We start from the raw sequence: 20,869 nt of genomic DNA, 5'->3' as shown, positions 1-20,869 counted from the left end.
CGGGGCATGGTCCCGAGCCCAGCGCGCTCCGCGCCCGTCCTCACGCTGATCGACGCCTCGAGCTTCATCTTCCGCGCCTACCACGCCATCCCCCCGCTCACCACGAGCAAGGGGGTGCCCACCAACGCCGTGCTCGGCTTCACGCGCATGGTGCTCAAGGCGATCAAGGATCTTCAGCCCACGCACCTGGCGCTGGCCTTCGACAAGGAGAGCCGCACCGAGCGTCAGAAGATCGATCCCAACTACAAGGCCCACCGCGAGGGCCCGCCCGAGGATCTGGTGCCCCAATTCGAGCTCATCCGCCGGGTGGTGGAGGCGCTCAACCTGCCCGTGCTCGAGGTGGCTGGCTGGGAGGCGGATGACGTCATCGGCACCCTGGCGAAGCAGGCCAAGGAGGCGGGCTTCTGCGTCCAGGTGGTGACGGGCGACAAGGACTTCATCCAGATCGTCGACGAGGACGTGCGCCTCTTTGATCCGATGAAGGACGTGCACACCGGCCCCGCCGAGGTGAAGGAGAAGCTGGGCATCGAGCCTCGGCAGATGCGCGACTACCTGGCGCTCATTGGCGACGCGGTGGACAACGTCCCCAAGGTGCCCGGCATCGGCCCCAAGACGGCCACCGAGTTGATCCAGCAGTTCGGCGACGTGGACACGCTGCTGGCCCGGCTGGACGAGGTGAAGAAGCCGAAGATCCGCGAGGCCCTGGCCGCCAACCGGGACACCCTGTTGATGGCCCGGCAGCTCGTCACGTTCAAGACGGACCTGGATCTGAAGGTCACCATCCCGGAGCTGGCTCGCCGCCCGATCGACACGGATCGCGCCAGGAAGCTCTTCACGGAGCTGGAGTTCTACCGGCTCGTCACTGATCTGCCCACGGAGACGGCCGCCGCGCCGAAGCCCGCCGAGGCCCCCGCTCCCGCCGCCTCCGCGCCCGCCGTGCTCGTCACCACCGAGGCGGAGCTGAATTCCTTCGTGGACGCCGCTCGCGCCGCGGGCTCGATCTTCCTGGTGCCCGCCTACGAGGGGCCTGCCTTCACCGCGCCGCTGGTGGGCCTTGGCCTGGCGCTGCTCGATGGCCGCTCCGCCTACGTGCCCCTGCGCCACACGCAGCTGGGCTCCCACCAGGTGCCCGAGGCCACCTTTGTCTCCGCGGTTCGCGGGCTGATCGAGGACGCGGCGGTGAAGAAGGGGGGGCATGATCTCAAGGCGCTCGCCCTGGTGCTCGCCAGCGTGGGGCTGACGCTGCGCGGCGCCCATGACGACGTGGAGCTGCTCAGCTACCTGCTCAACCCCTCGCGCCGGGAGCACGCGCTGACGGATCTGGCTCGCGAGCGGCTGAACACGGAGCTGCCCGCGCTGCCCGCCTCCACCGAGGGCAAGAAGGGCAGGGCGCTGGCGGACCATGTCCCCGAGGAGGTGTCCCAGGCGTACGCGGCCCGGGCGGATGCGGCGCGGCGGCTGGCCCCCACGCTCTGGACGGAGCTGGAAGAGGCCGGCATGGCGAAGCTGGCGCGCGAGCTGGAGCTGCCGCTGCTGCCCATCCTCGCGCAGATGGAGCGGCGCGGCGTGAAGCTGGACACCTCCGTGTTCCAGACGATCTCCACCAAGGTGGATGCCGAGTGCGAGTCCCGGGTGAAGCACATCCACGAGCTGGCGGGCGGGGAGTTCAACGTCGGCTCCAACCCGCAGCTGGCGCAGGTGCTCTACGAGAAGCTCAAGCTGCCGGTGATCAAGAAGGGCAAGACGGGCCCCTCCACCGATCAAGAGGTGCTGGAGAAGCTCTCCGAGCAGCACCCGTTGCCCGGCGCCATCCTCGAGTACCGCTCGCTGTCCAAGCTCAAGAGCACCTACCTGGACACGCTGCCGGGGCTGGTGGCCAAGGATGGGCGCATCCACACCACCTATCACCAGGCGGCCACCGCCACCGGGCGCCTGTCCTCCTCGGATCCCAACCTGCAGAACATCCCCGTGCGCACGGATCTGGGCCGGGAGATCCGCCGCGCCTTCGTCGCCGAGCCGGGCCACCAGCTCGTCTCCGCGGACTACAGCCAGATCGAGCTGCGGCTGCTGGCCCACATCGCCGAGGATCCCGTCCTCATCGACGCCTTCCAGCATGACGAGGACATCCACAGCCGCACCGCGGCGGAGATCTTCGGCACCACGCCGGACAAGGTGGACCGGGAGCAGCGCCGGGTGGCCAAGACGGTGAACTTCGGCATCGCCTACGGCTTGTCACCGCACGGCCTGTCCACGCGCCTGGGCATCCACGTGGAGGAGGCGCGCGACATCATCGAGCGCTACTTCACCCGCTACGCCGGCATCCGCCGCTACCTGGAGGAGACGGTCAACACGGCCCGGAGGACGGGCTACGTGGAGACCCTGTTCGGCCGGCGGCGGCTGATGGCGGATCTGCTCTCGCGCAACCGTCAGGTGGCCCAGGCCGCCGAGCGCGCCGCCATCAACATGCCCATCCAAGGCACCGCCGCGGACCTGATCAAGAAGGCGATGCTCGCGGTGGACGAGGCCCTCAAGAAGGAGCAGCTGCGCACCCTGATGCTGCTGCAGGTGCACGACGAACTGCTCTTCGAGGCGCCGGACGCCGAGGTGGAGCAGGTGAAGGAGCTGGCGCGCCGCTGCATGTCGCAGGTGACCACGCTCAAGGTGCCGCTCAAGGTGGACGTGGGCGCGGGGAAGACCTGGGCCGACGCGCACTGAGGCCCGCAAAAAAATCGCGGGAAGGAGCGCCGACCCCCGACGGCACTCCCCCCCGCGACCCCTCTCCCTCCCCGAAAACACGGCCGACCCGTCCGACCGACGAGGCGCGCGGACCCCCATCCACGCGTCCCAAGCGGCCATATGGCGTGCTCACCTAGCCCCCATGCTGGGAACACGCCCCCCGTTTCGCGTCACGAAGACCCCCAAGCCCCGCGACACGCCCCCATCCACCGCCGGCCCTCGGACGCTCCCTGTCGGAAGCATCAAGCCGGACGGGTCGGCACTCTCTTCAGTGAAGCGCGATGCGTTCCGTCTCGGTGCCCGGCTGCTGAACCCGGCTGTCCGAGGGCCGATCGAACCACTCCACCACCAATCCTCCGAAAGGCACCCGAGGCTCCTCGGAGCTCGCGTCCCTCATGCGCTGCAGCAGCGCCACCGAGGCATCCACCGCCTCGTCCAGGCAGCGGTTGATCACCGCGCGCTCCGCATCCCCGCCGCCCAGCACCTCCACGGCGTCCACCAGGCAGCGCCGCAGCACTGCGAACTCGTCATAGAGGCCCCGCGCGCCCCGCTCGAGGGACAGGCGCAGCACCGCGCGGGTGCGGCTCCAGGGGCTCGTCTGATTGCCGGCCAGGCTCAAACCCACTTCGCGGATGAAGGGCTCCACCAGTCCATCCAGCAGGCTCTGGGGCGGGTGGACCTGCGAGTTGCCCGTGCACCGCACCCGCCGCCACGCTGCGGCGAGCCGATCCGGCTGCTGGGTGAAGACCCGTGCCACTCCAGCGGTCCGCTTCGCACGCTCTATCATCTCGGGTGTCCTCCGCGTCACGCCAGGGGACAAAGCAAAGCGCTGGCCAACGCTCACGGGGCAGCGGACGCCAGGAAGATCAATCGTTTGGACGGAGGCCTCATCCCTGGGGGAGGGGTGGGCCCCGTAATTTCTCCGGTTGAGGCCCTGGAAGGAACACCCGGGGTACGCCGTTTCCTACTGCCTGGCCCATGGGAACTCAGGGAGGCACTTCCAATGTAGGACTCTGGGCGAAACGGGGGCACACGGGTTGCCGCCGGCGCTCCCCACTAGTGGGGAGCGGACCTGGGAGCCCTCAGTGGAGCGTCGGCTTGGGAGGGCGGGGCCCGTGCTCGGAGTCCTCGTCCAGGAACTCTCGTGGCTCCTCGGGAGGAGGGGGAGGCGGCTCCACCCACTGGGGGACGCTGTCGGCGGGAAGGGGCGGAGGCAGGCCCTCCTGCGCCGCGGCCTCGGCGGCCAGCACCCGGATCGCGGCCTCCTCCGCGGCTTCCTCCGCGGACATCTCCGCCAGGCGGGCGGCCTGCTGCCGGCGGCGGCGGACATAGGCGACCACGCACAGCCCGGGCGCCATCAACCACACCAACTGCATGCTCGTGGTCAGCGGCAGCCAGCCAAAGCGCGTGGACAGGCCTCCGCGCCAATGGTCCTCCTCCACTCCGAGCGAGGAGTGGAAGGCCTTGCCGAACGCCGTCGGGAAGGGCTCGCCCCGGGCCATGCCTTCGATCAGCTCGTTCATGGCGCCCGGGCCGTGCTGGCCGGCGAGGTACGCCACGAAGTCCGCGCTCTGGGCGTAGGCCACCTCCACGTCCGAGGGCATGGTCGGCCAGCCCTCGGAGAGATCCTCGAAGTGGAGCACCTTCTGCTGCGTCACCGCCCGGAAGAGCGCGGCGTAGTGGGTGAGGACAATGCGCTCGCCCGCGAGGTGCTGGGCCAGCCCCTCCTGGAACCAGCGCGGCCAGTCCTTGGCGAACTGGCCCAGCGCCACGTGCGCCAGCTCATGCCGCAGGGTGATGTCGCCCTCGGGCGCCAGCAGGCTGCGCGCGTCCAGCAGGATGATGTTGTGGGCGGGGTAGGCGAGCGCCACGGCCCACTTGGGCGGAGCCCCTCCGGGCAGCGCCAGCGCCTCGTACTCCTGGCGATCCCTTCCGATGCGGATCTCCGTACGGCCCTGCCAGTCCCGTCCAAGCACCTGCTGGAACGAGTCCCGCACCGCCTCGATCCGCTCCGCGAGCGCCAGGGCCGAGCCCTTGGAGCCGTGGGTGTAGAGGATGCGGAAGCGCGGGGTGACGAGCTCGTCCTCGACGAGGGCCGGGCGCGCGGTGGGCACCAGCGCCGGCTCTCCCATGCCATGCGTGCTCGGGGCTCCCTCCTGGGCGACAGCCAGGGGCGCGGCCAGCAGCAGGGACAGGAACAGCAGCAAGCGCATGTGGAGGTTCACAATGCCTGAGAGATAACAGCCTCGGCCGTCACGGCATCAACTCCGTGGACGATCAATCGCTTGCGACGCGACGCGTCACCTGCGAGCAGCTCCACCTGCCTTCTTGGGACGCCGAGCAGCTTGCCGAGGAACTCCACCAAGGCGGCGTTGGCCTCTCCATCTACGGGAGGCGCGGCGAGCTGGATCTTCAAGAGGCCGTCGTGCTCGCCCACCACGCGGGTGCGGGAGGCGCGAGGTTGTACGAGCACCGCCAGCTCCACGCCATCGGGCAGGGCCTTGAGCCAGGGAGGTGCCACGGACTACTCGCCGCCGTTGGCCTTCTTCTGGGACAGGAAGGCCACATTGTCCTCGATGCGGGCGTAGTCGCGGTCAGCGAAGGCGGGGCCAGCGAACGTCTCCAGCAGCTTGCGGTGGGCCTCGACCACGGAGCGCACCTGGGACTCGAACTGGGTGCGCTGGCGCTTGAGCTCGTTGATGTCCTCGACCACCTGGACGAGCTTCTGGTGGGCGCCGTGGACGATCTTCTCCGCCTGGTGCTCGGCGTCGGCGATGATGATCTCGGCCTCCTTCTTGGCGGCGGCCTTGAGGTCCTCGCTGATCTTCTGCGCGGTGACCATGGTCTCCTGGAGGGTGCGCTCGCGCTCCTGGTACTGCTCGATGCGCAGCTGCGCGCGCTTGAACTCCTCCTTGAGCGCGATGTTCTCCTTGACCACTTCCTCGAACTCTCCGGCGAGCAGCTCCAGGTAGGCTTCCACCTCGCGGCGAGAGAAGCCGCGGAGGCCGGTGTCGAACCGCTTCTGCCGGATGTCGAGCGGGGTGATCTTCATGGCCCCGAGTATAGGCCAGCGCTGGGAGTTCTCCAGGAAGTGCCCGCCCAGTTTCCCACCCGTGGATCAGCGCGCCGGGGGCCGGCGCTTGCCCGGCTGCTCGCCTGGGTGTCACATGTTACCGCCGCGGTGAAATTCACAGGGCCGGAGCGATGAGATTCCGAATTTTCAGTGCGTTGTTGTTCCTGCTTCCCGGCTGCGCCACATCAGGGGTGGGCGCGAAAGATCAAGCGGCCTTTCCGCTGGAGCCTCTTGTCACCCCCAAGACCGCCACCCTACCGGTGCCCGTGGGGGTGAACCCGCCCACTCCGTTCATCGTGTCGCCTGAAGGCCAGCCCGGTTCATACCCGAAGCCACCCTCGGGCTCGGGCGTGGAGCCGCCGCCCTCAAGGACGTCCGAGCGCCGTCCCGAGTGCACCCCCGAGATCGTGCCGCACCTGGGAGGAGATGCCCTGCACAACGTGTGCGCTGACAAGGTTCCGCTGAATGACTTCATCGGCTTCGACGTGCTCGTCAACGGGAAGCGCTTCGACGCGCTGCAACTCGAAAGGAGCACGCTGTGGGAGGTCAAGACCGACAACTTCGACACGTACACCGCCGCCCTTCGAAAGATTGTGATCGAAAAACAGGTGGTGGAGTTGAAGCGCGAGCGCGATCTTGCCGTGGCCTGCGGATTCAGCTTCTCGGTCGGCGTGCGGAGCGCAGCGCACGCGGAGGCGCTGCGTAAAGAAGACCGCTCTCTCAACATCGTCATCATGAACTGGTGCTGAAATGGCTGTCACGCGAACGCCCCTCCTCCTGACCGTTTATGCGCCCGCACTCAAGGACGATGATGGCCGTCCTGTAGCAACTGTACATGCCATGGAACACGCTCTCCCCGGCTTGCGCCTGGGGTGGACGATCTCCGACGAGGGCCAATTCATCCCTCTGCCACAGCGCGATGCGTGGGTTGCCCAGGGGAAATCGGACGGGGGATTTCCACTCCTCTGCAACGCCGATGAGAACTGCCTGATAACCCTGACCGGCTATGGAAACTCGGCACGCCTCTCCCCGGGCCGCCAAGCACTCCTGGACATCCATGCCGATTGGCCGTTGGAGGTGGGGGGCCTCTCGGCGGCGGAAGAGGTGCTGGTGGGCATCGCCCAGGGCGCACAAGCGTTCTGGGGCGAGGTGACGCCGGATGCTGCGGCGGGGGACATCGCGGACCAGACGTGCGATCCGGTGCGCAAACCGGTGGTTCCGCCCCGGGGGCTACCTGCGCTCAAGCTCTTTGACGATATCCGCTCGCCGGAGATTCCGTATTACCTCGGGTGGCTGAACTACTGGTCCGCCGCGTCCGCACGGATCCTTGGCTTTCCGGATCCGGCTCGGGATGCGGACCTGCTCACTCGATCGCGGCGCACTGCGACGGGTGGGTGGGTGGTCCGGCTCACGGAGGCGCCGCTCGATCTCGACAACCCTTCGCACCTCGACGCGTTCATGCGCGCCTACCAGCGCTTCCCGGAGATCGGCGGGCGCGCATCCCCTTGAGCCCCACCCGTCGGCTCAGCGCTCGGACTTCTCGAGGAACTGCTCACCCAGCTCGCGAGCGCGGCGGGTGGCGGCCTCCACGGCGTTGATCAAGGTGGTGCGCAGGCCACCGGCCTCCAGCGTGTGCAGGCCGGCGATGGCGGTGCCGCCGGGGCTCGTCACCTGATCCTTGAGCTGGCCGGGGTGGGCGTTGGTCTCAATCAACAGCTGCGCACTGCCGAGCACCGTCTGCGCGGCGAGCTTGAGCGCGGTGTAGCGCGGCAGGCCCACCTTCACGCCCGCGTCCGAGAGCGCCTCGATCACAAGAAACACATACGCGGGCCCACTGCCGGACAGCCCGGTGACGGCGTCCAGCAGGTTCTCCTCCACCACGGTGGTGGTGCCCACCGCCTGGAAGATGCGGCTGGCCACGGCGAGATCCTCCTCGCTGGCGTGCTCGCCCCGGGACAAGGCGCAGGCCCCGGCGCCCACCAGGGAGGGTGTGTTGGGCATGGTGCGGATGATGCGAGCCCCGGCGCCCAGCCGCCGCTCGAGTGCCGCGATGGGCACACCGGCGGCCACGGAGATGACGAGCTTGCGGTGATCCAGCGCGGGAGCCACCTGCACCACCAGCTTGTCCATGGCCTGCGGCTTGACGGAGAGCACGACGATCTCCGCCTCGCGCGCCGAGGCCAGGTTGTCCTGGCTGGTACGGATGCCGTAGGCGCGCTTGAGCTCCTCCAGGCGCTCGGGGCGGCGGCCAGTGGCGATGATACCCTCGGGGCGCGCGGTGCCAGCGCGCAGCAGGCCCTTGATGATGGCCTCGGCCATGTTGCCGGCGCCCAGGAAAGCGATGGTGCGTTCGAGCATGACAGGGAGCTCCAGGAGACTCGGGGGCTACTTCGCCGCGCCCCAGCGCGCCGCGACGTTGAGCGCGGCCGACTGGATGGCGAGGGGCAAGTGGGGATCGCGCGAGGCGGACTCCAACGTCGCTCGAGCAGAGGGCGTGCGCTGGTAGAGCAGCCCATCCAGCGCCTGGACTTTCAGGGCATCCGGCAGGCGAGTGCTGCGGACCACGCTGACGAGGATCTCCTCGGCGCGAGGGTGCTGGAAGAGGGCCACGGCGCGCACGGCGGCGGACTGGACGCGCGGGTTGGGATCTCCCAGCAGCGCGGAGAGCGGGCCCAGGGCGCGGGGATCTCCCAGCAGCGCCAGATCCTCGATGGCGATGATGCGAATCTCCTCGGGGGCGGGATCGGTGGCCCAGAGGATGCCGCGCAGGAGCGCCTGGTCCGTGCTCCCCGGGGCGGCGGACTCCGTCGAAGCCGGAGCCGAGGCCAGAGCCGGAGCTGGAGCGGGCTCCGGATCCGGAGTGGCGACCGTGGGCGCTCTCTGGGCGAGCGCGGCGGGGGCCATGAGCAGAAGGCCGGCGAGCAGCAGATGACGCATGGCATGCCTCGGAGCAGGGGAGGCAGGGTTCTACCGGAAAACCGCCGGGTTGGGACGGGCCATGCGCGCTCATACGGTAGATTTCTTGACGGAACCTCCGATCGTGGGACTGTGTCGGTGCTACAGGCGTGTTGCGCCTACAGGAGCGAGAAGCAGCCATGAGTTCGGTGGCAGTGAGCTGGCAGACCCTGGAGAACGTCGAGGTGGAGTGCACCCACTGCGGCGTCCGGATGACCCTTCACGAGGGCAGCGGGCGGCGGGTGAAGTACTTCCGCTGCGGCTCGTGCCACCGGTGGGTGTCGAGCACCTATACGGACATCTTCCGCACGGATGCCAAGGTGCGCACGCACCCGGTCAAGGACACGACGGCGCTGGATGCGAGCTTCGACCAGGTGAAGGGCCGGCTGGAGCGGTGGCTGGCGGCGCTGGAGGAGCAGGACCCGTACCACGTGCTCGGGGTGTCTCCGCTGGACACGCCGGAGGTGGTGCGCACGCGCTACCGCGAGCTGGCGCTGGAGCGGCACCCGGACCGCGGCGGCTCGGTGGAGAAGATGCGCGAGCTGAATGACGCCTACGAGCGGATCCTCCGCCACCGTCAGCGCAAGCGCGAGGAGGCCATGGCTCAGCGCAAGCTGGTGGAGGACAGCGAGGTCTCCCTGCCGGCGCGCAGCAGGTAGGTCCAGAACAGCCCCCCGAGCGTCAGCCCCAGCGCGGCCTTGAGCGCGGTGGGGAAGAGGCTGCCGGGGGAGATGAAGCCCTCGACGAGGGCGATGCAGGCCAGGAAGGGCGCGCAGCCGAGCACCAGCTTCACGGCCGCCCGCCCCCGAAGCGCCAGCGCCTGCCCACGAGGCAACTCTCCCGGATCGATCAGTGCCTGACCGACGATCAGCCCCGCGCCGCCGGAGATGACGATGATGGACAGCTCCACGGGGCCGTGGGCGGAGATGAAATCGATCATCTTCAGCCCCATGCCCTCGCGCATGCACAGCGCGGTGATGGCGCCGATCTGCACCCCGTTGTTGACGAGGGTGAACACCGTGCCCAGGCCGAAGAGGATGCCCGAGGCGAAGGTGAAGATGATGACGGTGAGGTTGTTGGTGGCGATGCCCGAGGCCACCGCGTTGGGCGGGGCCACCGAGAGGATGTCATCGGTCCACATCCTCCCCTGCGCCACGTGATCTCTCACCCCCTGGGGCACGAGCAGCTCCGCGCCGCGAGGCTCCAGCAGTACCACCAGGGCGCCCAGCAGCAGGCCCAGGATGAAGAGCGAGGCGCTCAGGGCGACGAAGCGCCCCTCGGCGCGCAAGGTGGAGGGGAACTCGCGGCGGAAGAACTCGCGCACGGCGAGCCAGCGCTCCCGAGGAGGCTGGTAGATGGCGGCATACGCCTGGCCACAGAGCTGGTTGAGGAAGCGGTGCGCGTCCGTGCCCGGGTAGAACGTCTGCGCGTGCGCCAGGTCCGCGGCGGCGCGGCGGTAGAGCGTGTCGAGCGTGCGCAACTCCTCCAGGTGCAGGGTGCCCGCGCGCTGGCGGGAGAGCAGCCCCTGGAGGGCCTCCCAATCCGGGCGCCGCCGGCCGACGAAGACGGGGAGGGGAGCGGCCATGTCAGCGCACCGCCTGGGCCCGGGCGCGGAGGAAGTCCTCGGTGGCCTGGGTGGAGGCGAGCACCGCGGCGCGCTCCTGCTCGGTCAGCCCGCCCAGGCGCTCCACCATGCGAGCGCCCAGGTGCCGCCGGGCGTCAGGCTCCAGCCACGGGGCGCGCTCGAGGAACGCGAGGATCAGCTCCACCTCCTCGGACTCCAGGCGCCCGGAGCCGGTGGGAGCCACCGCGGGCAGCGCCTCCGGCGAGGGCTGGGCGGGCGCGGTGTACTTGCTGAGATCGAAGCGCTCCTCGCGCACCAGCACCGTGCCCGCGAGCAGATCTCCCAGCCGGCGGTGCTGCTGGGTGAAGAGCATGCTGAGGCTGCCCACGGCATAGAGCAGGGGGAGGAAGTCCACGGCGCGCAGCAGGTTGCGCACGGCGCTCTCGTAGACGCCAATGGGCGAGCCATCCACGCGCACCACGCGGATGCGCAGCAGGCGCTTGCCGGGCGTCTGCCCATGGAAGAAGACCTCGGCGAGCGTCCAGTACATCCACTGCGTGGCGAAGATCCCCACGGCCAGCAACGTCTGCGCAAACCCGGACAGCCCCCGGAAGACGACGAGCACATCCGACACGAGCAGCGAGAAGACGAAGTAGGCGGTGACCCAGAAGAAGAACAGGATCGTCGCGTCGACGAGCCAGGCCAGGCACCGGTAACCGATGCCCGCTACCGGCAGGGTGAGGGCCACACGCTCGGGCGTGGCGACATCCAGACTGGGGGACGAGGCCGAAGTCATTCTGCTCACAGCATACGCTGGACGGGACCCGTGTCTGGGGGGGAGAAGGCGTGTTCCTCAATCAACAGCGACCAAGCCCCAACGTCTGAACCCCCTGGACTTTGGACCAGTGCGCGCCTACTTGACACTCCGCTTCAGAGTCATTCGCGAAGCGGGTGCCATTAGTGGTAATTTTATTTGCAAGCTGGCTGGAGCAAGGCCAGTGATTTGAAGTAGCAGTACAAAAAACCAAGCAGTACGCCATGGCGGCTGGGGGGCTTAGCATGGCAATGAATCAGCTCGCTGTACGTGTGTCCGTTCTCGAAGGACCCTGGTCTGCCTACAAGGGGCTGGCCGAGGGCCTTCGGGGTGAGGGTCTCCAAGTCATGTCCGTGGAGCGCGATGTGCGCGCGCTGCTGGACAGCCTGGGGACGGATCCTCCGCAGGTGGCCATCCTGGATGTGGAAGCGGACGGAGAGACGGCGGAAGGGTGCTCGGTAACAGAAGGGCTCAGCCTTCTGCGCGAGGCCCGGAAGCGCCGCCTCGAGGTCCGCATGCTGATGGTGTCCTCGGTCAGTACCCCGGAGATCGTCTCCCAGTGCTTTGATGAGGGCGCCTCGGGCTACCTCTTCAGAGTCGGGCTGGGAGTGGGCTCGGTGGTGTCCGCCATCCAAGGGCTGGTGAAGGGGGAGCGATTGTTCCCCGTTCAGCTGCTGCGCAATGACTTCGAGCAGCCCGCGGTGGTGGCGCAGCCGGCCAGTGTGCTGAACACGCTCACGCAGCGCGAGCGTGAGGTGCTGGCCTACGTGGCGGGAGGCGCGGACAACCTGAAGATCGCCGCGCACCTGCAGATCGCCGAGCGCACGGTGAAGAGCCACGTGACGCAGCTCTACCGGAAGCTGGGAGCGGAGAATCGGACCCAGCTCGCCCTGCGCGCCTGTCACCTGGGCGTGCGCCCGCCGCCGGATCTCTAAGCGGCCAACCCTCTCCCACGGGTCTGGGAGAGGGAGCTTCAAAGGCGCTCCGCCCCCTGGAGACAAGGGGGCGGAGGTGTCTTCCCGGGGCCTCTCTTCGCAGCCAGGAGAGGCCTTCGGGAGGCGTGCATCTGTCTTATGCTCGGCGCTTCCTCCATGGAAAGGCGTCGCCTCTTGCTCCGATCCCTCCTCGTCGTCGGCTGCTTCCTCGGAATCAGCTGTGCCTCGGCGCCGAAGCCTGCTCCCACTCCCGCCACGGAAGCAGCCTCGGAGGCGAAGCCGCAGGCTCCCACCGCGCGCCCCGGCATTCTGTCTCCGGCGGAGGTGATGAAGCGCCTGGAGGACTCGAAGGTGCAGTACCACGTGGATCCGAAGGACTCGCCCCCGGGAGGCTGGGCGGAGGAGCTCTGGCCCCTGCGAGTCGAGCCCGTCGAGGTTCCTCGTGTGGTGGTCAAGGACGGGCACCGGATCATCGAGGAGTGGCCGGAGAATGCGCAGGCGCAGGAGCTGATCAGCCAGGCCGAGGAGCACTACCAGGCCCAGCGCTATGCGGAGGCGGCGAAGCTCTACGAGAAGGCGGTCGCGGTGTGTCCGGACTGCTACCTGGCGAGGGCATACCTGGGAGACGCGAAGCTCTTCGCGGGGGACGCGCAGGCGGCGTTGGCGGACTACCAGAAGGCCACGGAGCTGAACCCGAATGACTATCGGCTCTACTACTTCCAGGGCAGCGCGCTGACGCGGCTGGGGCGGTTGAAGGAGGCGCGCGAGGCCTTTGCCACGTCGCTGGTCCTGAACCCGCGCAATCCGATCCTCCGGCAGTTCTTCCAGCAGAACCCGGGGTTGGGGATGGTCGTCACGGACGATGTGTTGGTCCCCCGAGGCTTCGCGCACCAGGACGACAAGGGCGTGGTGGTCGAGTTCGATCCGGACTACGGCCCGGCCTGGCTGGCGTTCGCCAACTGCAAGGCGCTGTGGATCGGAGAGCCTTCGCACCGGCAGGAGATGACGGGCACGGCCGAGCCTCACTTCTCCTCGATCGAGGAGACCGAGTGCCTGGCTTCAGCCGTCATGGTTCACGCGGCGCAGAAGGAGAAGGGGGAGCAGGGGCCGTCGGATCCCACCCTGGACCGGCTGGTGGCCGTCATCCAGGACGGCATGGTGGACGAGCTGATCCTGTTCGAGATGGCCGCCCGAGTGCATCCCCAATACACGCTCACGCTCGAGGACGAGGAGCGGCAGCGGCTGAAAGCCTATGTCCTCCAGCACGTGCTTCTGTCCGTACGCAGCCTGAGCCTCTGAAGTCGAAAGAAGCCACCCGCGGGCTACAGCTTCAATTGCTTGCGCAGCTCCGCATACGCCTGTCCAGACGCTGAGAGGGTCAGCTTCTCATCGAGCGGCATCTCGGCGAGCGTCCGGGTGTGTCCTCTGGGGATGAAGACGGGATCCCAGTGGAAGCCTCCCGAGCCTTTCTGGCACAGCGCAATCTCTCCCTCGATCTCCCGGCGGATGACCGTGCGCGTGCGCCCGTCGCAGTAGCAGAGCGCGCTCATGGCCTTGCACGTGCGAGGCTCCCCCGCCGGGACGATGTGGCAGAGCCGCTCCCCGAGCGCCATCCACGTGGGCTTCACCAGCGCGCCCGGCAGGCCGTTCATGAAGTCGATGCAGAGCGCGCCGTGCTCGACGATCACCGGAACCCGGAGGGCCTCGTAGGCCGCGGCCGCCTTGGCGCGCACCACCTTGTCCAGATCCGTCTCGAGCAGCTCAACGATGGGATGGCGGAGGATCCCCAGCCGCCCGGAGCCGCCGAAGACGTGGAGGACCTCGCGGATCTTCGAGTCGTTCGAGGTGTTGAAGTACCAGTCGGACATCATCTTGGGCTCCGGGGCTCAGCGGATGCTCTCGAGCAGGCCGGCCACGCTGGCCTCTCTGTTCTTGGGATTGGGATCGAGCTGGATCACATCGATGTTCCACTGGTCCAGCAGCTTGGGCTGGAGCGGGCCCACTCCGAAGGTGGCGAAGTAGCACCGCCGCGCCGGGGCTCGCTGGGCGCTGGCCTGCCCCTGGTGCCGCAGCTGGTGCATGCGGTACCAGATATACCGGATGTTCAGATCGTTGAAGCTGTAGCCGATGAACAGGAAGCTGTGGCTGAGCAGATCCGCGCGCAGGCGCTGATCCACGGGCGACTCCAGCGCGATCCGTTGGAAGAACGAGCTCTCTGTGAGGATGATCGTGTCGGGTCTGGCCAGCGTGCCGTGGAACTTGATCACCTCGCACGTGCCGGGCTCGCGCCGCAGCTGGAAGTCGTCGAACGAGGCCAGTACTGCCACCTGCTTCTTCGCATCCTGGAGCGCGCCCTCCACGTGCGAGTCGTAGTTCGTCGTATAGATGGTGCGCCAGTCCAGGCTCGCCAGCGCCTGGTGCATTCGGGAGCTCTGCCGCGTGCGGGCGGCTTCCTCCGAGTCGAACCGCCGCGTCATCTCGTACACCAGCTGGTGCAAGTGGTCGTGGCCGGCAAGCTGGAAGTACTCGGCGAGCTGCTCATAGCGGCCGTGGAGCAGGAACAGCTCGGGCTCGATCTTGAGGCGCTCGGCCATCCAGCCGATCAGCTCGCGCCAGTCCGGCAGGTGGAGCGGCTTGGAGAACCCCGCTCCCAGGAAGGGGATGAGGCGCCTGTCACGGTACTCCTGCTGCAGGAGCGGCGCGGCATCGGCGGCGGAATAGACGGCCATCACTTCTCCTTCATGAACCGCTTCTGGAACAGGTACGTCCCATACAGGAAGGCATCCGGAGACAGGCGCTTGAGCCGCCACGCCCACCGGCCGTCGGCGATGGGCAGCGCATAGCGAGCCCCATGGACCACCGCTCGCAGGCACTTGCGGGCCACGGTGTCCGCCTCGACGCGGGCCTCGTTCACCAGCTTGTTCGCGGCCTGGGTCAGCTTCGGATCGTTGTAGAGCGACGCCGCCGTCGCGATGTTGGTCCGGAAGAACGTGGGGCAGGCCACCGTGACGCCGATGCCCGCGGGCTTCAGCTCCAGGTAGAGCGTCTCCGAGAGCGACACCACGCCAGCCTTGGACACGCTGTACGGCGCCAGGTAGCCCACGCTCATCAACCCCGCGGCCGAGGCGATGTTGAGGATGTGCCCCGAGCCCTGCTTCCGCAGCCGAGGCACGAAGACGTGGCAGCCGTGGATGACGCCCCACAGGTTCACGTCCAGCACCCGCTTCCACTCCTCCAGCGGGAGCTCGCCCACCTCGCCGCCGCAGGCCACTCCCGCGTTGTTGACGAGCAGGTCCACCCCTCCGAGCCGCGAGAAGGCCGCCTCCGCCAGGGCCTCCACCTGCTCGGGCTTCGTGACGTCGCACGCCTGCACGAGGGCCTTGCCGCCAGCCTGCTCGACCTGCCGAGCCGTCTGCTCCGCCGAGGACAGATCCCAATCCGAGACCAGCACCTGGGCCTTGTACCGAGCCAGCTCCAGGCACAGCGCGCGGCCCAGACCGCTGCCGGCGCCGGTGATGACCGCTCGTGCTCCTTCGAGGTTCATGGGCCTCCTCATATCCGAGAGAGTACCCACAACGTGAGCTTGTGGGAGAATGCGCCCCAGCTCACCGGGCCGACGCAAGGCTCGCGCCGTGCGGAGCGGAACCACATCATCAGGGGTATCCCATGAAACGACTTTGGGGCTTGAGTCCCATCCTGGCCGTAACCCTCCTGGCCGCCTGCGGTGAGTCCGCCAAGCCACCGCCTGCTCCGCTCCCCATCACCTACCACCGGGATGTCGCTCCGCTGGTCCAGGAGAAGTGTGGGAGCTGCCACGTCGAGGGAGGCATCGCGCCGTTTCCGCTCCAGACCTACGCGCAGACCTTCGTGATGCGCGCGGCCATCAAGGCCGCCGTCCAGGCGCACATCATGCCTCCGTGGATGCCGGACTCGGAGTGCACGCCGTACGCGCAGGATCGCTCCCTCTCCTCCGAGCAGATTGATCTGCTCACCCGCTGGGTGGACGAGGGTGGCTCGGAGGGGGATGCCTCGGACGCGCCCGCGGACGTCCCTCCATCTTCGGGAGGGCTGCCCCGGGTGGACCTGGAGCTGGCCATGCCCGAGGCGTACTCGCCCAGGCAGTCCCCGGACGAGTACCGCTGCTTCATGCTCGACTGGCCCCAGACGGACATGAGCTACGTCACGGGCTTCGTCGCCAAACCGGGCCGGCCGTCGATCGTCCACCACATCATCGCCTTCCTCATTCCCCCCGACGAAGTGGCGAACTATCAGGCGCTGGACGCCAAGGATCCCGAGCTGGGCTACACCTGCTTCGGGGGGCCGGGCGGCAACGCCAGTCAAGTGGCGTGGATTGGCTCCTGGGCTCCCGGCAGCCAGGGCACGGTGCTGCCGCCGGGCACGGGCATCCAGGTTCCTCCAGGCTCCAAGGTTGTCCTTCAGGTGCACTACAACCTGAGCAGCGCGAACGCGGCGCCGGATCGCACCTCGATCGCCCTGAGCCTGGCCTCGTCGGTGGACAAGCTCGCCATCATGCAGCCCTGGACCAACCCGGCCTGGCTGCAGCCGGGAGGCATGCCCATCCCCGCCGGAGCGCAGGACGCCCACCACCGCTTCTCCTTTGATCTGTCGTCGGCGCTCTCGTACGTGACGCGGGGCGCGTTCCCGAACAACGTGCCGGTCACCGTTTACGGGGCCGCGCTGCACATGCACACGCTGGGCTCGTGGGGGAAGATGGAGATCGAGCGCAAGACGGGCGCCACCGAGTGCATGCTGCGCATCCCGCACTGGAACTTCCACTGGCAGGGCGGCTACTCCTTCGAGCAGCCCAAGGTGGTCAAGCCTGGGGACCGGATCGCCGTCGAGTGCCACTGGGACAACAGCCTGCCGAACGCGAAGGACGTGGAGTGGGGCGAGGGCACGAGCGATGAGATGTGCCTCGGCATGTTCCTGATGACCCAGTAGCCCGGAGTGCGGGCCCTGGCGCCCTCAGACGCGATTGAGCAGGACGCCCAGCACGGACTTGGAGACCGTGGGGGCGTCGGGCAGCAGCTCGTCGGGCAGCCAGTAATAGAGGAACTTGCCCTCGGTCTCGACCTTCGAGCGGGTGAACGCCATGCCTCCGGTCTTGGCGTGCTCGGGGGCCGTGGGCAGGCAGCGCTTGCACAGGCACGGCAGCTGCGAGTCGGGATCATGAGCGGTGAGGTTGATGGGGCCCGCTGCGACTGGCGCCTCCGTGGCTGCGCCCGCCGGGGCCCCGCTCGCCTGGAGCAGCAGCGTGACGTCCTCGGCGGACAGGGCTCGGGGCGTCTGGAGCGACATGCCCAGGGCGCCCTTGGCCGCGCTGATGCCCTTGCCCGACTCGAAGCGGATGCGCGGGATCAGCGCGGTGAGGTTCGTGATGGGGACGCGGTTGGGGCTGGCCTGCCACTCGTCGTCCTTGAACTTGAGCCCTTCAAGCACCGCCACCAGCCACAGCTCCTCCTTGGGAGGGCGCACGGTGACGAGGAAGAGCCGTCCGCCCGACTTCAGCGGATCGAGGTGCTTGCTCGCGCTGCGGTACCGGTCGAGCGGGAGGACATCGCCCGGCTTTCGGCCCGCTGCCTCCTTCTCGAAGACCGCTTTGCTGATGATGGCCAGCATGTCAGGCATGAGCGGGATTCTACCAGGGCGCGTAGAGTTTGAGGTTCATGAAGCCTTTGGATCCGGCCGCCGTGCGGCTGTTCGACGAGGCCGCCGAGGTGCGGCGCGAGGCCGCGGAGTCGGTGGACACGGCGGCGCTCACGGGCCGGTACGCGCTGCGTCAGGCCCTGCTGGGAGATGAGGACGCGGAGGTCCGTGCCACCGCGGCACGCCGGCTGGGCGAGGCGCGGGATCGACGCTTCACGCCAGCACTGCTCGAGGCGCTCAGGGATCCGCTGTCCTCGGTCAGGGATCGAGCCTGGCGCGCATTGGCGCGGCTCGGCGCCCGAGAGGTGGTGCCTGCGGCGGCCCGTGCCATTCGTGAGGAGCCGGTCTGGTGGGTGCGCCGAGCCGCGGTCCGGGCGGCGGCCTCGGTCGCGGGAGCGGGAGCGCTGGATCTGCTCATCCGGACCTTGGAGGACCCATTCTGGCGGGTGCGGAACGCGGCGGTGCAGGCACTCGTCTGGTTGGGAGAGAGAGACCTCCAGGTCCGGGCACAGGTCCGAGCGGTTGGGGTGGCGGCGGGGCCTGGGCCGGTGAGGGCGGCGGCCGCGTATCTCGAAGGGATCTGGGGCGCCGCGTCTGCGCCTACGGAGGGCTCGTTGCCTCCGGAGTCGGCTCCCGTGTTTCAGGAGGGTGGGCTGGGCGATGAGGATCCCGCCGTGGTGACAGCTCGGCTCGAGCGGACGCCCGCGTCGGAGGTGCCGCCCCTGAAGCTGGTGGAGTGGCTGGGTGATCCGCACGAACCACTCCGAGCCCTGGCGCGGCGGCGGCTGATCGAACGGCGGGATCCCGAGAGCCTTCGGCTCGCGATGCGCTGGCTGGATGAGCCCCGGGTCCCTCATGCGGCCGAAGAGGTGCGGAGCTTGCTTGGGCGGATCGATGTGGATGAGCTCTCGCTGGCCTCGCGCATCCTGGGGGAGTCTCCGAGGCCCGGAGCCGTGGCCTGGGCCTCGCGCATCGCGGTGCGCAGGGATGAGGCCGAGCTGATCGAGCGCGTGCGTACGTTGGCGAAGGATGAAGAGCCCGAGGTTCGGCGTGCCGCCCTGTCGGCGCTCGCCTTCGATCCCGCGAGTCGCGAAGAGGTGCTCGCGGCGCTCGAGGATCCGGACGAGACGGTGCGCGAGGAGATCATCGCCGCCTGGGAGCGTCGGCCTCCCGCTCCCTCGGCCATCATGGCGTTTGCTCGGGCGCTCGTGGCGTTCGCGCCTCGGGCGAGGACTCCGCATGAGCGCCGCGCCGTGGCGGAAGGTGCCGGGTCTGTGGGAGACGAGGCCCTGCTCGCGCAGCTCTCAGTAGACGCCGACACCTCCGTCCGAGCAGTGGCCTTGGGAGAGCGTTCGGTCCGGGGCAGCCTCACGCCGGAGGAGCGACGCGAGGCCCTCTCGCACGAGGATCCGTGGATTCGCACGGCGGCGCTGGATGTGGCTTCGGCGCGGGTGGCTTGCGAGGACGATCCGGAGCTCTCCGTCCGGCGCGCGGCGCTGGCGCTCCTGGCATCCCAGGCCGAAATGCTCTCGGACGCCGAGGTTCGCAGCATCGGCCTTGCCAGCGCGCGCTCTCCGGATCCCTGGATGCGGGCACGTGGGGCGGAGCTGCTCCGTGCAGAGGGAGCGAGAGAAGAGCTGGAGGCGCTGCTGCGCTTGTCGCTCGATTCCTCGCCGATGGTCCGCTCCGCGGCGGCGGCGGTGCTGGAGGAATGCGAGACGCTCGATGAACTCCTGGCCGCGCTGCTGCGGGGGCTCGCGCGCACCGAGACTCCCGAGGTCCGGGTCTCCGCCTATACCTGGTTGCTGCGGCGAGCAGACACCGCCGCCTTCGAGTATCTGTGCACCGCGCTGCGAGACTCCTCCGAGCCGGAGCGTGTCGTGGCCCACCTGGAGGCGATGACCCTCGTTTTCCCGGATGAGCTCGTCGCGACGTCGCCGGACATCGAGAAGCGCCGGCCCGTGAAGCCCCGCCGCGAGAAGACGGCCCCCAAGCGGACCACCCCGGAGATCGCACCGCGTGCCTCCTGGCGCCTGCTCGGGAGCACGGGGCTGGCCGTCTCGCCGCTCGTGCTCTCGGGCGCGAACGGCCTGTCTCCCGCGTCGCTGGCCGAGGCCCACGAGGCAGGGGTGAACTCCTTCTTCTGGGAGCCGGACTACACGCAGCTCACCAGCTTCCTCCGGACGAACCGGGGGCGGCGCGACGGGCTGGTGCTCATGGGAGGCACGTACCACTCGGGGGCCGAGGCGCTCCGGCGCGACGTCGAGTCCGCGCTGCGCCGGCTCCGCACGGACCGGCTGGAGGTCTTCCTGCTGTTCTGGGTGCGCTCGCCAGAGCGCCTCAACGCGGAGGACTTCGAGGCCCTGGAGAAGCTGCGCGCCGAGGGCAAGCTCCGCGCCTTCGGCTTCTCCACCCACCTGCGCGAGCTGGCTACCGCGGCGCTCCGCCGCCACCCGTGGCCCGTGGTGATGACTCGCCACAGCGCAGCACACCCGGGCGCGGAGACAGCCTTCTTCCCGGAGGCGCTCGCGAAAGGAACAGGGGTGCTGACCTTCACCGCCACCTGCTACGGCCGGCTCCTCCAGCCCGTCCCTGGGATGCCCGCGGACTCCGCGCTCCCGAGCGCCGTGGATTGCTATCGCTACAGCCTCTCGCAGCCGGGCGTCAGCGCGTGCCTCACCGCGCCCCGGAGCCATCGCGAGCTGCTGCAGAACCTGGAGGTGCTCGCCCGGCCCAGGATGATGCCCGAGGCGCTGGAGGCCATGCGCGCCCACGGCGCTCGGGTCCGCACGCGCAACCAGCAGTTCAACAGCCTCATCCGCCAGGCTCCCGGCGGCACGCGCGACACGTTCCTGGCACTCCTGGAGGAGGACGAGGTGCCCCCGACCTGATGCAGTCTTCCCACGCTGTGGGGAATGTGCTGGAGTCGACAGTGCTCCTGGGGTCGCGTGCAGCCAGCCTTCCGTCCGCGATGTCACGTCGCGGCTGCCAGCGATACCCATTGAAGAACGACGCAACGCGAGGTCCGCCTTGCGGGCTTTTCGACCTCGCGCGCATCTGCCGTGCAGGTGGCGGCGGCCCCAGGAGCGCAGTGTCTTCCACCGCGTGGGGGGCGAGCACCCCAG

20 protein-coding genes are annotated in these 20,869 nt (G+C 68.8%); 8 read left to right on the top strand and 12 right to left on the bottom strand.

The annotated features are described in order from the left end of the window. Positions 1-6 precede the first annotated feature (6 nt). Positions 7-2,715 (top strand): DNA polymerase I, encoded by a 2,709-nt coding sequence (polA, locus tag ACJ8AT_RS08355; RefSeq protein WP_407737108.1) that lies wholly within the window; start codon positions 7-9, stop codon positions 2,713-2,715. 289 nt (positions 2,716-3,004) lie between these two features. Here polA and ACJ8AT_RS08350 read toward each other — a convergent pair whose 3' ends face one another. The 4 genes from ACJ8AT_RS08350 to ACJ8AT_RS08335 all read right to left on the bottom strand — a co-directional run bounded on the left by ACJ8AT_RS08350 (position 3,005) and on the right by ACJ8AT_RS08335 (position 5,788). After that, positions 3,005-3,523 carry a hypothetical protein gene (locus ACJ8AT_RS08350; RefSeq protein WP_407737107.1) on the bottom strand — a complete coding sequence of 173 codons (519 nt, stop codon included), beginning with the start codon at positions 3,521-3,523 and terminating at the stop codon, positions 3,005-3,007. A 295-nt stretch (positions 3,524-3,818) separates the two neighbouring features. Beyond that, complete coding sequence (locus ACJ8AT_RS08345) at positions 3,819-4,949, bottom strand: peptidase MA family metallohydrolase (protein ID WP_407737106.1); 1,131 nt, start codon at positions 4,947-4,949, stop codon at positions 3,819-3,821. A gap of 8 nt (positions 4,950-4,957) precedes the next feature. Beyond that, positions 4,958-5,257, bottom strand: a complete 300-nt coding sequence (locus ACJ8AT_RS08340) for a DUF167 domain-containing protein (RefSeq protein ID WP_407737105.1) — start codon at positions 5,255-5,257, stop codon at positions 4,958-4,960. Between the two features lie 3 nt (positions 5,258-5,260). Then, complete coding sequence (locus ACJ8AT_RS08335; RefSeq protein ID WP_407737104.1) at positions 5,261-5,788, bottom strand: DivIVA domain-containing protein; 528 nt, start codon at positions 5,786-5,788, stop codon at positions 5,261-5,263. A 152-nt stretch (positions 5,789-5,940) separates the two neighbouring features. On the opposite strand from ACJ8AT_RS08335, the gene ACJ8AT_RS08330 reads away from it, so the two are divergent. Then, complete coding sequence (locus ACJ8AT_RS08330) at positions 5,941-6,558, top strand: DUF6310 domain-containing protein (protein WP_407737103.1); 618 nt, start codon at positions 5,941-5,943, stop codon at positions 6,556-6,558. A 1-nt stretch (position 6,559) separates the two neighbouring features. Continuing rightward, complete coding sequence (locus tag ACJ8AT_RS08325; RefSeq protein ID WP_407737102.1) at positions 6,560-7,318, top strand: DUF5953 family protein; 759 nt, start codon at positions 6,560-6,562, stop codon at positions 7,316-7,318. A 15-nt stretch (positions 7,319-7,333) separates the two neighbouring features. Here ACJ8AT_RS08325 and proC read toward each other — a convergent pair whose 3' ends face one another. Next, positions 7,334-8,167 (bottom strand): pyrroline-5-carboxylate reductase, encoded by an 834-nt coding sequence (gene proC, locus ACJ8AT_RS08320; protein ID WP_407737101.1) that lies wholly within the window; start codon positions 8,165-8,167, stop codon positions 7,334-7,336. A gap of 27 nt (positions 8,168-8,194) precedes the next feature. After that, positions 8,195-8,746, bottom strand: coding sequence for a HEAT repeat domain-containing protein (locus tag ACJ8AT_RS08315; RefSeq protein ID WP_407737100.1), 552 nt, complete (start codon positions 8,744-8,746; stop codon positions 8,195-8,197). A gap of 158 nt (positions 8,747-8,904) precedes the next feature. Here ACJ8AT_RS08315 and ACJ8AT_RS08310 point away from each other — a divergent pair, with 158 nt between their 5' ends. After that, positions 8,905-9,423, top strand: a complete 519-nt coding sequence (locus ACJ8AT_RS08310) for a J domain-containing protein (RefSeq protein ID WP_407737099.1) — start codon at positions 8,905-8,907, stop codon at positions 9,421-9,423. Here ACJ8AT_RS08310 and ACJ8AT_RS08305 read toward each other — a convergent pair. Further along, positions 9,369-10,349: a stage II sporulation protein M gene (locus ACJ8AT_RS08305; protein ID WP_407737098.1), complete on the bottom strand. Its 981-nt coding sequence runs from the start codon at positions 10,347-10,349 to the stop codon at positions 9,369-9,371. The genes ACJ8AT_RS08310 and ACJ8AT_RS08305 overlap by 55 nt on opposite strands. A 1-nt stretch (position 10,350) precedes the next feature. Next, positions 10,351-11,124, bottom strand: coding sequence for an RDD family protein (locus ACJ8AT_RS08300; RefSeq protein WP_407737097.1), 774 nt, complete (start codon positions 11,122-11,124; stop codon positions 10,351-10,353). A 263-nt stretch (positions 11,125-11,387) separates the two neighbouring features. On the opposite strand from ACJ8AT_RS08300, the gene fruA reads away from it, so the two are divergent. Continuing rightward, complete coding sequence (gene fruA, locus ACJ8AT_RS08295) at positions 11,388-12,077, top strand: response regulator transcription factor FruA (RefSeq protein ID WP_407737096.1); 690 nt, start codon at positions 11,388-11,390, stop codon at positions 12,075-12,077. Positions 12,078-12,251: 174 nt separating this feature from the next. Continuing rightward, complete coding sequence (locus ACJ8AT_RS08290) at positions 12,252-13,376, top strand: tetratricopeptide repeat protein (protein WP_407737095.1); 1,125 nt, start codon at positions 12,252-12,254, stop codon at positions 13,374-13,376. A gap of 23 nt (positions 13,377-13,399) precedes the next feature. On the opposite strand, the gene ACJ8AT_RS08285 is transcribed toward ACJ8AT_RS08290, so the two are convergent. Genes ACJ8AT_RS08285 through ACJ8AT_RS08275 form a run of 3 tightly spaced genes read right to left on the bottom strand, consistent with a single transcriptional unit; the run spans position 13,400 to position 15,621 of the window. Next, positions 13,400-13,948, bottom strand: a complete 549-nt coding sequence (locus ACJ8AT_RS08285) for a non-canonical purine NTP pyrophosphatase (protein ID WP_407737094.1) — start codon at positions 13,946-13,948, stop codon at positions 13,400-13,402. Between the two features lie 15 nt (positions 13,949-13,963). Next, a complete protein-coding gene (locus tag ACJ8AT_RS08280; protein WP_407737093.1) occupies positions 13,964-14,806 on the bottom strand; it encodes an SIR2 family protein in 843 nt (280 codons plus the stop codon). Continuing rightward, positions 14,806-15,621 (bottom strand): SDR family NAD(P)-dependent oxidoreductase, encoded by an 816-nt coding sequence (locus ACJ8AT_RS08275; RefSeq protein WP_407737092.1) that lies wholly within the window; start codon positions 15,619-15,621, stop codon positions 14,806-14,808. The genes ACJ8AT_RS08280 and ACJ8AT_RS08275 overlap by 1 nt, the downstream gene beginning before the upstream one ends. A gap of 122 nt (positions 15,622-15,743) precedes the next feature. Between ACJ8AT_RS08275 and ACJ8AT_RS08270 the strand changes: the two genes are divergently transcribed. After that, positions 15,744-17,039: a hypothetical protein gene (locus tag ACJ8AT_RS08270; RefSeq protein ID WP_407737091.1), complete on the top strand. Its 1,296-nt coding sequence runs from the start codon at positions 15,744-15,746 to the stop codon at positions 17,037-17,039. 24 nt (positions 17,040-17,063) lie between these two features. On the opposite strand, the gene ACJ8AT_RS08265 is transcribed toward ACJ8AT_RS08270, so the two are convergent. Then, positions 17,064-17,726 carry a hypothetical protein gene (locus ACJ8AT_RS08265; RefSeq protein ID WP_407737090.1) on the bottom strand — a complete coding sequence of 221 codons (663 nt, stop codon included), beginning with the start codon at positions 17,724-17,726 and terminating at the stop codon, positions 17,064-17,066. Positions 17,727-17,764: 38 nt separating this feature from the next. Here ACJ8AT_RS08265 and ACJ8AT_RS08260 point away from each other — a divergent pair, with 38 nt between their 5' ends. After that, the gene (locus tag ACJ8AT_RS08260; RefSeq protein WP_407737089.1) at positions 17,765-20,635 is read left to right on the top strand and encodes an aldo/keto reductase; all 2,871 of its coding nucleotides are present in this window, start codon (positions 17,765-17,767) and stop codon (positions 20,633-20,635) included. Positions 20,636-20,869: the final 234 nt, after the last annotated feature.

The sequence above is a fragment of the Hyalangium sp. genome (assembly GCF_045802625.1).
Classification (GTDB): domain Bacteria; phylum Myxococcota; class Myxococcia; order Myxococcales; family Myxococcaceae; genus Hyalangium.
The sequence above is the reverse complement of the archived record's forward strand: the minus strand, read 5'-3'. Positions and strand labels throughout refer to the sequence as shown.